We start from the raw sequence: 14,006 nt of genomic DNA, 5'->3' as shown, positions 1-14,006 counted from the left end.
TAATGTTTATTATAAACTTTAACCAGAATGGACTTCAATTGACGAAAATAGGAAGATTGTAAATTTGGTGCCCGCTGTGAATTCAAGGGAGCCTTGTGATCGAATGAGGCCAATCTCTTTTTTTTATGAAATGGGGGATACGAAAAGGGTGCCCTTAGTCAATTTTATGACTTAAGGACACCCTATGATTAAAGCTATTTTACGCTGAAAAGTTATTATTTGTTCAAAGCAGCTTCGTAACGTTTTTCAACTTCTGCCCAGTTGATGACGTTGAAGAAAGCAGAGATGTAATCAGGACGTTTGTTCTGATATTTCAAATAGTAAGCATGCTCCCATACATCAAGGCCAAGAATCGGAGTCTTGCCTTCCATGATTGGGGAGTCTTGGTTAGGCAGGCTGTACACGGACAATTTGCCGTTATCTACAGCAAGGAAAGCCCAGCCACTGCCAAAACGAGTTGTGGCCGCTTTGGAGAAGTCTTCCTTGAATTTGTCAAAGCCGCCCAATTCGTTGTTGATTGCGTCAGCGAGCTTGCCGGAAGGCTGGCCGCCGCCGTTAGGGCCGATGACTTCCCAGAATAGGGAGTGGTTAGCATGGCCGCCGCCGTTGTTACGAACTGCAGTACGTATGCTCTCAGGTACGCTATCCAGATCCGCGATCAATTCTTCAACGGATTTGGATTGAAGCTCAGGAGCAGATTCCAGAGCAGCGTTCAGGTTAGTTACATACGTATTATGGTGACGATCATGGTGAATCATCATAGTCTGTTCATCGATATGAGGCTCGAGTGCATTGTTTGCATAAGGAAGTGCAGGTAATTGATGTGCCATGGGTAAATCATCCTCTCTAGTTAATATGTAGCGTCATTGTCATTTCCGACAGTTCTTATTATATAGCTACTTAGATACTTAGTCAACATATATGTATGGTAAGTATATTAATTCATCGCCTTCCATTGACAAAGAGGGATTCGTTCCTCATAATGATTGGTCGAACAGGCATTTTCATCATCGTCATTCATCTATGTATTATGCTCGTTCAAGGTAATCTTATAAGCAGGGGTGAAAAAAAGTGGGAATGGGCATCGTTGTCGTAGAGGTATGCAGCAATAATCTGCTCAGTATGCTGGATTTGGAGCAGTTGGAGGAAGAGTATCCGGAGATCGCCGTTATGCGAACGGATTGCCTCAATTTCTGCGGAATGTGCCGAGCAAGACCTTATGCGATGGTAAATGGGAGCAAGGTGTTTGCCAGGACATCGGAGGAATGCCTCCTGCTGATCAAACAAGCGATAGAGGCCGAGCTTAAAACATTCTATGAAATATAAACTTGTGGGTTAACAAGGACAAACAGCTGCATAGCGTAGATAAATAAGCCTTCGAAAGCATTTGCTTTCGAAGGCTTTTAGGTATAACCAAGACCGATATTATTGTTTATGAATAACATAGACGCAGCGTTTGCCCTGCTGCACCAGACATTCCGTTCTTTCGACCTTCGTATCCAGCAAGGTCTCGAACAGCTTCAACTCACAGTCGCAGGCATGATTGTACTGATCAGCGATTTTTGAGATCGGGCAATTATGCTCCTTCAAGACGAAGCTGCCGTCCTCTCGGGCCGTGCATTCCGTCATATATCCGTTCTCGTTCTGAATTTCGGCCAAGCGGCGGACCTTCTCGTTGAAATCCTTGCCTTGCATCTCGGATTCATATCTACTGGTCAGCTTCTCCTTACGTCGCTCAAATAGCTGGTTAACCAGGTCCTCGCCAGTCTCTTCTGCCAGGGCATTGAGTAGATCGAGCGTCAAGGTATGATAGCTCTTGGGGAACATGCCTTCCGCTGTATCTGTCAGACCGTAAACCGCGGTTGGGCGGCCCATCGTCTGACGGATCATCTTCGATTCAATTAACCCGTCGCGTTCCATAGAGCTAAGATGTCGGCGAACCGCCATTTCCGTAATTTGCAGCTCGTTGGTAATTTCTTTGGCGCTAAGGGGACCGGCTGTTTTCATCATATGCAGAATCCGCTCTCGGGTGGATAAATGTTGTTCCTGACTCATAACAGACCCTCCCTTGGGTGAATAGTCGCCTTGTTATAGAACCTCCACGGCGTCCTTGCAGGCATCTGAACAGAAACCGTGATGCACCTCTTCACAATCCTCACAGCAAATATGTTGTAAATTACATACCGGACAATTAATATAACGATCGTGAGTGGTTCCGCAGTGATAGCATTTGCCGATGACAATGTCCTCATCTGTCCGGTTGATTGGAACGGAGATCCGTTCGTCAAATACATAGCATTTGCCATCCCATAACCGGCCCTGAACCTCGGGGTCCTTGCCATAGGTGACGATGCCGCCTTCCAGTTGGGAGACATCCTTGAAGCCTTCGTTCAGCAGGAAGCCAGTCAGCTTCTCGCAGCGTATTCCACCAGTACAATAGGTAAGAATGGTTTTGTCCTTATAATCGCTCAGATTGTCGCGAATCCATTCGGGGAATTCGCGGAAGGAACCGACCTCGGGGCGAATCGCGCCGCGGAAGTGTCCGATGTCATATTCGTAATCGTTGCGACCGTCAATGACGAGGACATCCTCGCTCTGCAGCTTCTCGTAGAACTCGGCAGGGGACAGGCGCTTGCCGCTCAGTTTATTAGGATCAAGCTCATGCTCATAACGGAAAGTGACCAGTTCCTTTTTGTGCCGGACGAACATCTTCTTGAAAGCATGCTGGTCGGTTTCATCGATCTTGAAGTATATGTCTTCAAATCCAGCGATGGCACGGAGATCATTCATATATTTCTCTGTCTGCTCCACGGTGCCGGATACAGTCCCGTTAATCCCTTCGCTCGCGATCAGAATACGCCCCTTCAGCCCAAGCTCTTTGCAGTATTGCAGATGCTCTGCCGTAAAAATTTCAGGCGAATCAATCGGTGTGAATTTATAGTATAGTAAGATGCGGTAGTTTGTCGTTGAACTCATATATTTCATCACCTATTTAAGATTTTAGATTATAATTAAGATTCTACTGCATTGTAGAGAATTTTGCCGACTTAGTCAATATTAAAGTATAGTAAGTATGTTAAGAGGTTTTTGATATGGAGGAGGAACTGGGATGAATAAAAACGTTGGCTTCGTATATGCACATCCGGATGATGAGACTTTTGGCTGCTCCTTTCTGATCCGGCAAATTGCAGATGAAGGGGGGAATCCCGTGCTGCTCACGGCTACACCCGGTAATGCGGGCAAGACAGGGCGTCTTGGGCCGATGACGCAGGAGGAGCTGGCGGCGAAGCGTAGAATCGAGCTGCAGCAAGCCGCAGATATTATCGGTATTTCCGAGGTCGTTCATCTGGACTTGGGGGACGGTAAATTGAAGGAAATAGATCAGGATGTTCTAGCTGCCCATGTGGCGAATTTCCTGCGTGAGCATCAAATCGAGGTGGTCATCACTTTCCCTGAGGATGGAATGTCCGGACATGCTGACCATATCGCGATACATCACGCTGTAAATAAAGTGGTGTTTGCCGGGCAAGTTCCTTCTGTACAGAAGTTGTATTATAACTGTTTGCCCTCGAAGCATAATGAAGATGGTACAGCGAGTGTGCTGAGTGTAGGTGCGAATGGGAACTGGCAAATGAAGCGCGATGCGCTGGCGGCACATGAATCGCAAATCTGGTCGATTGAAAGAGTATTTGGGGATTTGCAACAGGTGAAGCCAGAATCCTTTGGTCCGGAATACTTCCAGCTCGTCTGGGAACGGGGAGTACATCATCCGCAAAAGCAAGAACAATCGATCTTTGATGATCTGGCATAAAATTGACATAACTTAAAGGCCGGCCTCCCGATCAGGAGGCCGGCCTTTGTTTATGCTTCATACGAGAGGAGCGATTAATGGGCCAAATGTTTTACTTTCATCTTGTTGTTTGGAGCCTCATTGATTGTCTTGTCCTGCCCTTTCTTGTGGAACAAACCGCGCAAGTAAGGCATAAGGTAGTAGTCGAGTCCGATTTTGCCTGCATTAGCGGCAGCTACGACAACCAGTACTTCAAGCAGGAGCATCTGTGCGTTGGTGCTTACGGTTCCCGAGAAGAGGAAGGCTGCGTTCATGACGAGTCCCATCAGGGCTGCGAAGGTTGTGAATGTACCGAGAATAAGTCCGAGACCCACTAGGAATTCGCCTAAAGGAATGACGATGTTAAAGGCGTTAACTCCTGGAAGAGCTATATGCTGCAGGAAGGTTGCCCACCAAGCTTGAACGGTGGGGTGGTCACCTACGCTGTTTGCGATCGCCCCATTCAGGAAGCCGGCTGCATCGAAGCCGCCTGTAAGTTTATGCCACCCGGCTGTAATCCATTGGTAGCCGAGATAAATACGGATTACGGTTAATAACCACATTGCCACTTTGTTTGTTCTCAAGAAATTGTTAAACATAAGAACCACTCCTTATTTGTCTTTGTCATTGTTTGGATGATCATCTTTGATGACTTTATTATAAGTGATATTTTTCACAATACATGTGATTTAAATCACAATTAATAAAATTTGAATAAATAAATTTTGAAGTGTTATTTTAGGCATTAAAATAGCCCGATGTTTGGAATGATCATCGGGCTTGCTTAGATCTCGAATAAGCGGACTATCTGGCAGCTACATCCGTACGGACGACGCCGACATCGGAAGCATTAATCGCGAAGGCATTGCCTCCTTGCCCCGTTCTGGCGCGGGAAGATTGATTTACTTTAACGACATTTTTTCCATCCTTGCTATGATGGCGATTTCTCTTTGTCTTGGCGCGCATTTTAACTCACCTCCTTTAATGAAGTTAGGAGGGACTGCGGCCATCATGATTTGCGAGAGGACCTCTTCTTGCGAGTTTTGTCGATTTTGACGTTTACGGCATTGCTAGCCAGAGCATTTCCCAAATGGGTCTCTGCGTGTGCGGATTGAGTTATTTTAATGACAAGGTATTGATTTTTGCCGATTTTGTATTTATAAGATTTGATGCTGGAATGAACCATTTTGCCAGACTCCTTTCTCGTGGCTGAACTGATCTATATTTATGCCATGGGGAAAGGAGCCGTGGCGGCGAATCACCGGGAAGATTTGTCCCGATCCTAGCGGCTGGTCTAATGGTTTACTTCGATATGCTGTTTAGGTGAAGCTTTATGGGTAAGCAGTTCAGAGACGGTCACGAAGGAGAATCCCCTTTTTTTCAACTCAGGTAAAATTACCTTTAACGCTTCAGGGGTCTGAGAACCGTGGTAGACAAAGTCATGCATAAGCACAATATCCCCATTGCGGGCATTATTCAGCACCTTGCGCACAATTTTGTTCACACCGGGAGAGGCCCAATCTTTCGTATCCTGATGCCAGGACCATAAAATTAACTGCATATGATTCTGCTTGGTCAATTGAATGATGTTCTCATTGTAGACACCCCCAGGCGGGCGGAATAACACGGCTTTATGGCCGGTCGTCTGATAAATAACTTGCTGGGTCTGGTCCAATTCGCTTTTAATGGTATTATATGACAAGGTTTCGAAGGCGGGGTGGCGGAACGAGTGATTGCCGATTTCATGACCGGCGGCCAGCTCTTTCTTAACCAGTTCAGGATAACGCTTGACGCGTTCGCCAACGACGAAGAAGGTTGCCTTCGCATCATATTGTTCCAGCAGCTCGAGAATTTTCGGTGTCAGTTTTGCATCGGGGCCATCATCGAAAGTCAGAGCGATAAACTTGTCTTGGGTAGGGACCTCCCATACGATGTCACCTCGCGACTCATAGTAAGCTCTGTCTTTGGGGACAGAGCGGGCTTCCGCTGAACCGGGAAGATGAACTAATGCCGCGGATAAGATGAGCAGCAAGAGCAGTTTGGGTTTAAGCATGTTCGTAAAGTTCCTCCCTCTACATTTTTTCACAGGATCTTATCATACAGGCCAGGTGTGGCATTCAATTATTGTGGTTGATTTCTTGAAAAAATATCCCTTATCTGAGCGAGGCCCGCTAAAAGGAGGATTTTTGAGATGAGTTATACCTCTCCGCATTGGAGCCGGTCTGTGTTGTTAACGATCGATACGCAAAATGATTTTACACTGCCAGAAGCGGTGGCAGAGGTTCCTGGAACCTTTGCAGTATTGCCAAAAATGGAGCAAATACTTGCCGTTTACCGGGCGCTGAACCTGCCGATTCTTCATGTCGTCCGACTGTATCAAGCGGATGGATCCAATGTGGACCTATGCCGGAGACAGGCTGTTGAGCAAGGCCTGCGAGTCGTTGTCCCGGATACAGAGGGAGCGGAGCTGGCCAGTTCAATTCGCTCGCCTGATTATTGCGGACTGGATTCCGAACGACTGCTTCAAGGGGAATTTCAAGTGATAGATGAGCGGGAATGGATCATGTACAAGCCGCGTTGGGGCGCCTTTTATAACACTTCCCTTGAGCAACTTCTCAGGGAGCGGGGGATCGACACGATTCTTTTTACAGGCTGCAATTTCCCCAATTGTCCGAGAACTTCGATGTATGAAGCTAGCGAACGGGATTTTCGCGTCGTTATGGTAGCTGATGCGATGTCCCAGGTCTATGAGCAGGGAATAAAGGAGATGAGGAATATCGGCGTATATGTATGCAGCCTGGATGAAGCCGTAATGGAAGTGGAACAGGCGGTAGGGAGGTAAGTACTTAAGGATAATGCGAATTAAAAACACACCGTATCAAAAATCCTGTGATGACACGGTGTGACGTGAAGCAAACGTAGAGAATATACCCATTAGAGGCGGGCATGGCTGATTCGTTCTTCCAGCATCTGGCCCGAATCCACATGCCCTGTATTAATCGCTTCCCACAGATAGATCGAAGCAATGGAGCCGTAAGGCTCCCAAATATGCGCAACCTGTTGCAGGTACTTGCGGTCTGACCGTTCTTCCAGATTATGCAGCCATCTGGCGGCACGTTGCAGCCCGGCATCGCCAATAGAGACAATATTCTCACGCCCAAGTCCGAAGATCAGGAACATTTCCGCCGTCCATTTGCCGATCCCTTTGATCGAGACGAGCTTAGCTGTAGCTTCTTCATCACTGAGATCCTGAAGCCGTTCCAGGTCGACCTCTCCGGTTAATACCTTATCGCATAGATCGCGGATATACGCGACTTTGGCGGTAGAGAGTCCAGCGGCACGAAGTTCCTTATCGCTTGGAGCTGAGAGGGCGGCCGGGGACAATTCCCCGGCCAGCTCGATCACCCGGCTGCGGATCGTTGCAGCTGCTTTGACAGAAATTTGCTGACTGATGATCGATCGAGCTATCGAGGCAAAATGCGGCTCCTGGGTGTTCGTCTTTACCTCGCCAATCAAAGTAATTAAAGCACCCATACGGGAATCCGCCTTTGATAGCGATTGGACCCGCGGGTCATCGGCATGTAAGTGGAATGCGATTGAACTCATTTGTATAACAACCTCTCAATTTGATCCGATTTATTCACCGTTTTCAAACATGGCAATATAATTTTCGATTAACCCATCCAAAATCTGCTGAATCTCATTTTGCCGAGTCTGAAGGTCGGATAGTTGATCGGCATCGCAAGCCGTTTCCGGTTCCAGCATTGCTGCATGGATGAACTGCAGTGTCTGTTCCAGTTCGGCGATATCACGCTCCATCTTTTGAATCGTGGACGGATTAGGTCTTGACGAAGTTTCCATCGCTTTGGCTGGCAGCTTCGATTGCTGTAGCTTTGCTGTCGAATTCGGGATTGGGCTTGCGGCTTTCGTTTCAGCAGGTTCAGTTGTTGAAGCATAGTTGAGGGTCAAAGATTTTTTTCTTTCCAGTTCACTTTTGTAGTCCTCAAAGTTCCCAAGCGTCACGGTCATTCGTCCGTTATCAAGAGCCCAAACCTGCCTTGCGATTTTGTTAATGAAATAGCGGTCATGGGATACGGCCAGCACAGTGCCAGGGAATTCTTCCAGAGCATCCTCCAACGCTTCTCGCGAGTCGATATCAAGATGGTTCGTCGGTTCATCAAGCAGCAGCAGATTAGGCTTGCGATACATTAAAATAGCTAGTCGTAGCCGCGTCCACTCTCCGCCGGATAGATTACAAACTTGCTTGAATACATCGGCCCCGTAGAAGAGGAAGCGGGATAGCTGGTTTCTGGCTTCCCCTGTTTCCATTCCAATCTCGGAGCGGAAGTAATCCAGCACGGTCAGCTTCAGATCGGATGGAGCGGACTCCTGAGCTAAATAACCTGTCTCAGTTCTTGAGCCGAGGCGTATCTCGCCTGTATCAGACTCAGTCATACCGAGAATAGATTTAAGCAAAGTACTTTTACCTGAACCATTGCTGCCGATAAGCGCTGCTGTCTCTCCATAGCGAAGCGTATGCGTTATTTCGCTGTACAATTGCCGATCTTCGATGGATTTGCCAACCCCGGTTAATACGAGTGCATCCTTGCCGGAACGGTCGGATTGCTGCAACTGCAGATCAATGCGTTTACGTTCCAGAATAGGTCTTTTCAGCTTGATCATCCGGTCCAACGCCTTTTGCATCGAGGCGGCCCGGCGATGGAAGCCGGGGTTTGGCGGATTGGAGCGGTTGCCCCATTCAATTAACTGCTTGATCGTTTCCTTCATTTTTTGGATTTTCTTCTGTTGCTCCTGGTATTCTGCAAATTGCAGCAGCAGTCTTGCTTCTTTCTCTTCCTTATACTTGCTATAATTGCAATGATAAGTGATAGCTTCGCCATCTTCAATCTCAATGATCTTGGCGGCAACCGCATCGAGAAAATAACGGTCGTGCGAAGTGATGATGGCTGTACCGTTATAAGTGACAAGGAATGATTCCAACCATTCAATAGCCGCCATATCCAGATGGTTGGTGGGTTCATCGAGCAGCAGAATATCCGGATTCTGCAGCAAGATTACGGCCAGGCCAATCTTTGTCTTCTCGCCGCCGGATAAGGTAGAGAAGGGACGGTGATATTGCTCCACCGGGATACCCAGGCCAGCGGTGACCCGATCGATTGAAGCTTCTATTTCGTAACCGCGGCCACGTTCGAACTCATCCTGCTTTTGCCCATATTGCTCTAGCAGGGCCTCAAGTCTGGAGGGCTGCCTGACTGCGTCTGAGGCGGACATCTCGGCTTCCAGCCGCTGCATTTCATCCTTTATCTCCAACAAGCTATGAAAAGCTGACTGAAGTATATGATAGACCGTCTCGCCATTCCCGTAATCCGGGATTTGCGCCAAGGCGCCGATTCGGGCATTTCTACGAATCGACAGGGTGCCTTGATCCGGCGCATCACTTCCGGAGATCAGCTTCATCAGCGTTGTCTTGCCGCTTCCGTTACGGCCAATCAAGCCTACTTTCTCGCCTTCTTTGATCTCAAAGGATACATCGATAAGCACCAGTTCGGCACCGTAATATTTTTGAATATGTTGACTTTGAATCATCATGATTAAGTTCTCCTTCGACCTATGCCGCTGCTGCCTGCCGAAGTAAAAAAGAAGGCTGCAGGAAAAACCTGCAGCCTTCTTAGAAACACACACGTATTACAAGTCCGTGAGGTTAAGGGAGGAGCGGCATTTCGCAATTTGTAATGGATATCGAGTTTCTAAAAATGGACAGACGTATCCCGTTGCGAAATGACTCATGAGTAATGCCAAAAACTGCCATTGGCAGCAGGCTCAATTGATTCCACGCAAATTTGCGATCCACTCTCCCCACCTCCTTTCAAAAACACAATTATTGTAAGTATATGATGGGGGAATCGAAAAATCAAGTAGTGTCTCCCCCAAGTGTCCCCCAATGAGGCTTTCGTAGTTATGTTAGAAAAACAGAAGAGCCCTTGCTGCGCAAGGACTCTCAGTGATGATCTGTAGTGGGCTCGAACCACTGACCCCTACCCTGTCAAGATAGTGCTCTCCCAGCTGAGCTAACAGATCATATTATAAGTGAAGACAAAATTTATCTTATCAGGAAGGGCCAATGATGTCAAACTATTTTTGTATGAATAATGAAGCAAAGTTCTACAATTCCCAACTAGAATAAGCTGCTATTTTTTGATAAAATATGTGCTAGCATGGCGTGAGGGGGACGAGGGTTTGGATAAAGATATGAAGGAAATGCTGGAAGTTCTTATGAATCAGTTTGGGAAGCGATTTGATTCTGTCGATCAAACCCTTGTTGGTATTCATCAACGCCTGTCAGGGATTGAAGAAGACCAAGCGCTCATGAAGCAAGACATACGAGGTATCAAAGATGAACAAAGCCTCATGAAGCAAGACATACGAGGTATCAAAGATGAACAAAGCCTCATGAAGCAAGATATTCGAGGCATCAAGGACGAACAAAGCTTCATGAAGCAAGATATACAAAGCATCAAGGACGATCAAAGCCTCATGAAGCAAGATATACAGGGCATCAAAGAAGATCAAGCGCTCATGAAGCAAGACATAACCGGAATCAAGCAAGACATAATTGGCATCAAACAGGATGTTAAAGAAATCAAAGAGGATCAGCAATTAATTAAACGCGCGGTGCTGGACACCAATGAACGCGTTATGAAAATGGAAACTGTCCTGGAGAATCAGCATAATATCATCGAACTGCTCTCTGCACGCTCAATCCAGCAGGAAGCTGAACTGAAACGAATCAAATAAGCTCATCCGGTGCATTAGCGCCGGTTTTTTTGTTGCATCAAAACTCCTTGCAGCTTGGAATAGTCATTTCAGAGGTTTAATCATTATATAATCTCCATTTATTGGAGATTATATAGATATGACTATAATCCGAACGGGGGTAGTGTACAAATGAAATGCAATCAATCGTGGCTTAAGTTTCACTGGAGCAAACTGCTTAGGATGGTTTTATTGACGGCAATCCCTTTGACCCTAACGGGCTGTGGCCTGTCAGCCAGCCAGAAGACGATGGATAGGCAAGCCAAGGCTCCATGGTGGTCCAGCTCTTCTATATCTGACGGTGTCTACGCTCCAGCTGTTCAGAAAGAGGTATACTCCACGGAACCCTGACTTGGACCTGCTTACTCATCTTCCCATCTGCGCGAATACCCCTTCTTGGTAACATAGAACATCGGGACAATCAGAAGAACAGAAATGAGAATTGCCGCCCCAATCGTTAGTCCGTACACTGATTTAACAGCTCCTTCTCTCCAAGTATTACCCCAACTATACATTAAAATAAAATTTTTGTATAATGATGCAAGTTTTTATTTTAATTACGCACAATAGAGATTTATGAATATGGGAGGGATAGGAATGGCTGCTGTAATTGTACCCGTAAAGACAGAAGAACAGTTGGAAGAAGCCTGCAATATTCGAAAAGAGGTATTCGTGCAGGAGCAGAAGGTTCCGGAGGAACTGGAAATTGATGAATATGATGTAATTGGACCGGATGCTCACCACATTCTTATCGATGTTGACGGAGTATATGCCGCTACAGGTCGTCTCATTTATTACAAGGATAATGCGGCAAAAATGCAGCGGATCGCAGTTCGTAAAGACTTCCGTTCACAAGGAATTGGCAGGGTGCTGCTGCTTGCTATGGAGGAACTGGCCCGTGAACTGGGATTGACGAGATCTGTGCTGGATGCACAGTGTCAGGCAGAAGCCTTCTATCAGAAGCTGGGTTATGTGACGACCTCTACGGAGACGTTCCTTGATGCGAACATACCTCATGTCAGAATGGAGAAATCGTTGGAGCTCTAATTCTCATACATTCCGCAATTTGGGACAAACTATACACATCCCTCTCACGGGAGCCCTGTGAAGGGAAACAATGAAGAGGAGATGTGAGTGTACCATGGAAATGAATACACGCGAGACCTTTATTGCAGTTCAGAAAAATGGAGACGGTGATCTTACCGCCTTCAAAACCTCCAGCGGCCGGGTTCTTGATTATGAGCAGGCGCTGCAGGAAGTGAAAGCCGGAGCTATTGCAGGGGTCAATGTATTCAAAGGAAGGGACGGAGAAATGTACATTCGCGGAGACGCGGATGGCGACCCGACCAACAATTTGGACGCATTGCCAAGGTTCGAATAAATCAATTCCACGATGAAACGATGACAGCCGCAGGCATATGCCTGCGGCTGCTTATATTTATAATGAATAGATCTCATGTTGTCGCAGAAATTGCATTGCGCCTGTATGACCAGCGTGGTTCTCCATATCATCCGCATAATGCATCAGATATATCATCTGCTGAATGTCCTCAGGCAGGCTGCGCAGCTCATCCAGCGTCGTATGCACCGCCCCAGGCGAGATAAACTGAACCTCATGCAAAATGGTGCGGCAGCCCCGCTCGCGAACTAGCTTCCTTAATAACTCTGGTTGGAACGTCATATCCGCGCTATAGAAAATTTCTTGATTGATGTATAGCGAATAACTATCTTTTCCGGGAATGTGTGGCGTCTGAATCAATTCAACAGTTAGATCTGGCGACAAAGGATACGGGATTCCTTCTTTTAGTGTATGTACCTCAAATGCATCCACCAACGAAGAGATGCCTTCCTGAGTTAATCCGCCCTTAAGTGTATTTTCCCAAAGAGGTTGAACCAGCTTCTCACTGATATAGAGGACCGGCTTACGCCCGTATTGAAATTTCATCCGGAAAGCGAGCTCTTCCAGGCCACCGACATGATCTCCATGAATATGGGTGATTAGAATCGCGTCGATCTCATCCGGTGTCTTGCCTATTTGATGCAGGGACATGGGAGCGGTAATTCCGCAATCGATCAGCAGCGTAAACTCCTCGGTACTGAGAAGCGCGTTATTGTTGAAATATTGCTTGGCAAAGGCGCCGCCTGTTCCTAGCATTTGCAAGCTTAATGACATATTTATTCACCTCTTTATTTTGATGCTGCGCTATGTACTAATATATCATTTTCTAATGCCTGCTCGAAATTAATTTCAAAAAAATAAAAACCTTTCATGAAAACAGCGCAACTTGGTTCATAATTTGGAGTATAAATTTACATCAACATGAATCTTATGGAGGGGTAACATTTATGAAATGGAGAAGAGTTGCAATACTCGTTACTATATTCTCCCTGATGGGAGGTTCACTGCTGTTCGCTGATTCAGCTTCTCAGAAAGTTCGTTTGCTGATGAATGGACGTGAGCTTGATGATGGCAGCTATATCATTGATGGGAAGACTTATATTCCGCTTCGTGAATTAGAAGGGTTGATTTATTATGACGACTCTGCGAAGACGGTCTATTATTATAAACCGAATGTACATATCTCTCTGGTTCAAACGTCCGATGGCAAGGTCTTCGGCGATATCAACAAGAGCGGGAAGCTGAAGTTCAATGTATTCACCCAGGTCGACAATTTAAAGACCGATATATCGGCAGTTCGCGTATCTATCACTTCTCCGGACGGCAATACCACTGTCATTCAAACGAGTGAAATTCCTAATCATAAGGACAACTTCTGGTTCCGAACTGAGGATTTTAACTATGACTTCAAAAATGCCGGAAAATATAAAATCGGCTTTTACATGAAATCGGCAGGTGGAGGGGACTTCACCTTAGTCTCTGAGAAGAACGTTAATGTGCTCAAATGACTTGCCGGTAATCTAAATTGACCTGTCCGCTGTAAAGTGTTACGATACCACAAGGTTGATAACTTTAAACTAAAAGCGAGGTATTTTGAATGAGCGAGCATAATCACGAGCACGGCGAAGCATGCGGTTGCGGACATGATCATGACCATGACCACGAGCATGAAGAGTTCGTGTTGACTCTAACGGATGAGAATGGGAATGACGTGGACATGGTTCTCGTTGAGACATTTGACGTAGGCGAGAAGCTGTATGCCCTGCTGCTTGAACGCAACAATCCGGGAGCCGACGGCATCATTCTGCGTATGGAAGAAGAGAATGAAGAAATGGTGCTGTACAATATCGAGGACGAAGATGAGTGGAGTCAAGTAGAAGAAGCTTACAATCAGCTCGTATCCGAATTGGACGAAGCATAATTTTAAGATAAATAAGAGTTGTC

General features: G+C 46.4%; 18 protein-coding genes and 1 tRNA gene. 8 read left to right on the top strand and 11 right to left on the bottom strand.

Features of this window, described 5'->3' with window-relative positions; genetic code table 11:
- Nucleotides 1–215: 215 nt before the first annotated feature.
- Complete coding sequence (locus tag BN1360_RS21895; protein WP_068781988.1) at nucleotides 216–830, bottom strand: superoxide dismutase; 615 nt, start codon at nucleotides 828–830, stop codon at nucleotides 216–218.
- A gap of 247 nt (nucleotides 831–1,077) precedes the next feature.
- On the opposite strand from BN1360_RS21895, the gene BN1360_RS21890 reads away from it, so the two are divergent.
- Complete coding sequence (locus tag BN1360_RS21890; protein WP_068782517.1) at nucleotides 1,078–1,326, top strand: YuzB family protein; 249 nt, start codon at nucleotides 1,078–1,080, stop codon at nucleotides 1,324–1,326.
- Between the two features lie 99 nt (nucleotides 1,327–1,425).
- Here the strand turns inward: BN1360_RS21890 and BN1360_RS21885 are convergent, their stop codons facing one another.
- Nucleotides 1,426–2,055, bottom strand: coding sequence for a helix-turn-helix transcriptional regulator (locus tag BN1360_RS21885; RefSeq protein ID WP_068781987.1), 630 nt, complete (start codon nucleotides 2,053–2,055; stop codon nucleotides 1,426–1,428).
- Between the two features lie 33 nt (nucleotides 2,056–2,088).
- Nucleotides 2,089–2,976 carry an oxygen-dependent tRNA uridine(34) hydroxylase TrhO gene (gene trhO, locus BN1360_RS21880; RefSeq protein WP_068781986.1) on the bottom strand — a complete coding sequence of 296 codons (888 nt, stop codon included), beginning with the start codon at nucleotides 2,974–2,976 and terminating at the stop codon, nucleotides 2,089–2,091.
- Between the two features lie 133 nt (nucleotides 2,977–3,109).
- Between trhO and BN1360_RS21875 the strand changes: the two genes are divergently transcribed.
- Nucleotides 3,110–3,811 (top strand): PIG-L deacetylase family protein, encoded by a 702-nt coding sequence (locus tag BN1360_RS21875; protein WP_068781985.1) that lies wholly within the window; start codon nucleotides 3,110–3,112, stop codon nucleotides 3,809–3,811.
- A 74-nt stretch (nucleotides 3,812–3,885) separates the two neighbouring features.
- Here BN1360_RS21875 and BN1360_RS21870 read toward each other — a convergent pair whose 3' ends face one another.
- From BN1360_RS21870 to BN1360_RS21860, 3 genes are all read right to left on the bottom strand, one after another.
- Nucleotides 3,886–4,428, bottom strand: coding sequence for a DoxX family protein (locus tag BN1360_RS21870; RefSeq protein WP_068781984.1), 543 nt, complete (start codon nucleotides 4,426–4,428; stop codon nucleotides 3,886–3,888).
- A gap of 205 nt (nucleotides 4,429–4,633) precedes the next feature.
- Nucleotides 4,634–4,795, bottom strand: a complete 162-nt coding sequence (locus BN1360_RS21865; protein ID WP_179015918.1) for a hypothetical protein — start codon at nucleotides 4,793–4,795, stop codon at nucleotides 4,634–4,636.
- 328 nt (nucleotides 4,796–5,123) lie between these two features.
- Entirely contained in the window at nucleotides 5,124–5,882 is a 759-nt protein-coding gene (locus BN1360_RS21860) for a polysaccharide deacetylase family protein (protein WP_068781983.1), read from the bottom strand.
- 138 nt (nucleotides 5,883–6,020) lie between these two features.
- Between BN1360_RS21860 and BN1360_RS21855 the strand changes: the two genes are divergently transcribed.
- Nucleotides 6,021–6,671: a cysteine hydrolase family protein gene (locus tag BN1360_RS21855; protein WP_068781982.1), complete on the top strand. Its 651-nt coding sequence runs from the start codon at nucleotides 6,021–6,023 to the stop codon at nucleotides 6,669–6,671.
- 92 nt (nucleotides 6,672–6,763) lie between these two features.
- Here BN1360_RS21855 and BN1360_RS21850 read toward each other — a convergent pair whose 3' ends face one another.
- The 4 genes from BN1360_RS21850 to BN1360_RS21840 form a co-directional block, all read right to left on the bottom strand.
- The gene (locus tag BN1360_RS21850) at nucleotides 6,764–7,435 is read right to left on the bottom strand and encodes a DNA-3-methyladenine glycosylase family protein (RefSeq protein WP_068781981.1); all 672 of its coding nucleotides are present in this window, start codon (nucleotides 7,433–7,435) and stop codon (nucleotides 6,764–6,766) included.
- Between the two features lie 30 nt (nucleotides 7,436–7,465).
- On the bottom strand, nucleotides 7,466–9,439 hold the full coding sequence (gene abc-f / locus BN1360_RS21845; RefSeq protein WP_068781980.1) for a ribosomal protection-like ABC-F family protein: 1,974 nt from the start codon (nucleotides 9,437–9,439) through the stop codon (nucleotides 7,466–7,468).
- A 112-nt stretch (nucleotides 9,440–9,551) separates the two neighbouring features.
- Entirely contained in the window at nucleotides 9,552–9,659 is a 108-nt protein-coding gene (locus BN1360_RS26465; protein ID WP_372776195.1) for an RAxF-45 family protein, read from the bottom strand.
- Nucleotides 9,660–9,855: 196 nt separating this feature from the next.
- Nucleotides 9,856–9,928 (bottom strand) — tRNA-Val (locus BN1360_RS21840).
- Nucleotides 9,929–10,087: 159 nt separating this feature from the next.
- On the opposite strand from BN1360_RS21840, the gene BN1360_RS26075 reads away from it, so the two are divergent.
- The 3 genes from BN1360_RS26075 (at nucleotide 10,088) to BN1360_RS21820 (ending at nucleotide 12,044) form a co-directional block, all read left to right on the top strand.
- Entirely contained in the window at nucleotides 10,088–10,645 is a 558-nt protein-coding gene (locus BN1360_RS26075) for a hypothetical protein (protein ID WP_082790165.1), read from the top strand.
- Between the two features lie 615 nt (nucleotides 10,646–11,260).
- Nucleotides 11,261–11,710 carry a GNAT family N-acetyltransferase gene (locus tag BN1360_RS21825; RefSeq protein WP_068781978.1) on the top strand — a complete coding sequence of 150 codons (450 nt, stop codon included), beginning with the start codon at nucleotides 11,261–11,263 and terminating at the stop codon, nucleotides 11,708–11,710.
- Between the two features lie 94 nt (nucleotides 11,711–11,804).
- The gene (locus BN1360_RS21820; RefSeq protein ID WP_068781977.1) at nucleotides 11,805–12,044 is read left to right on the top strand and encodes a DUF3892 domain-containing protein; all 240 of its coding nucleotides are present in this window, start codon (nucleotides 11,805–11,807) and stop codon (nucleotides 12,042–12,044) included.
- 57 nt (nucleotides 12,045–12,101) lie between these two features.
- On the opposite strand, the gene BN1360_RS21815 is transcribed toward BN1360_RS21820, so the two are convergent.
- The gene (locus BN1360_RS21815; protein ID WP_068781976.1) at nucleotides 12,102–12,836 is read right to left on the bottom strand and encodes an MBL fold metallo-hydrolase; all 735 of its coding nucleotides are present in this window, start codon (nucleotides 12,834–12,836) and stop codon (nucleotides 12,102–12,104) included.
- 173 nt (nucleotides 12,837–13,009) lie between these two features.
- On the opposite strand from BN1360_RS21815, the gene BN1360_RS21810 reads away from it, so the two are divergent.
- Together BN1360_RS21810 and BN1360_RS21805 are read left to right on the top strand one after the other, a co-directional pair.
- Nucleotides 13,010–13,570: a copper amine oxidase gene (locus BN1360_RS21810; protein WP_068781975.1), complete on the top strand. Its 561-nt coding sequence runs from the start codon at nucleotides 13,010–13,012 to the stop codon at nucleotides 13,568–13,570.
- A gap of 89 nt (nucleotides 13,571–13,659) precedes the next feature.
- Complete coding sequence (locus BN1360_RS21805; protein ID WP_068781974.1) at nucleotides 13,660–13,983, top strand: DUF1292 domain-containing protein; 324 nt, start codon at nucleotides 13,660–13,662, stop codon at nucleotides 13,981–13,983.
- Nucleotides 13,984–14,006 lie beyond the last annotated feature (23 nt).

It is taken from the genome of Paenibacillus sp. GM2 (assembly GCF_900069005.2).
Lineage (GTDB): Bacteria > Bacillota > Bacilli > Paenibacillales > Paenibacillaceae > Fontibacillus.
Note: the sequence above shows the minus strand (reverse complement) of the source record. Positions and strands in the feature narration are given on the sequence as shown.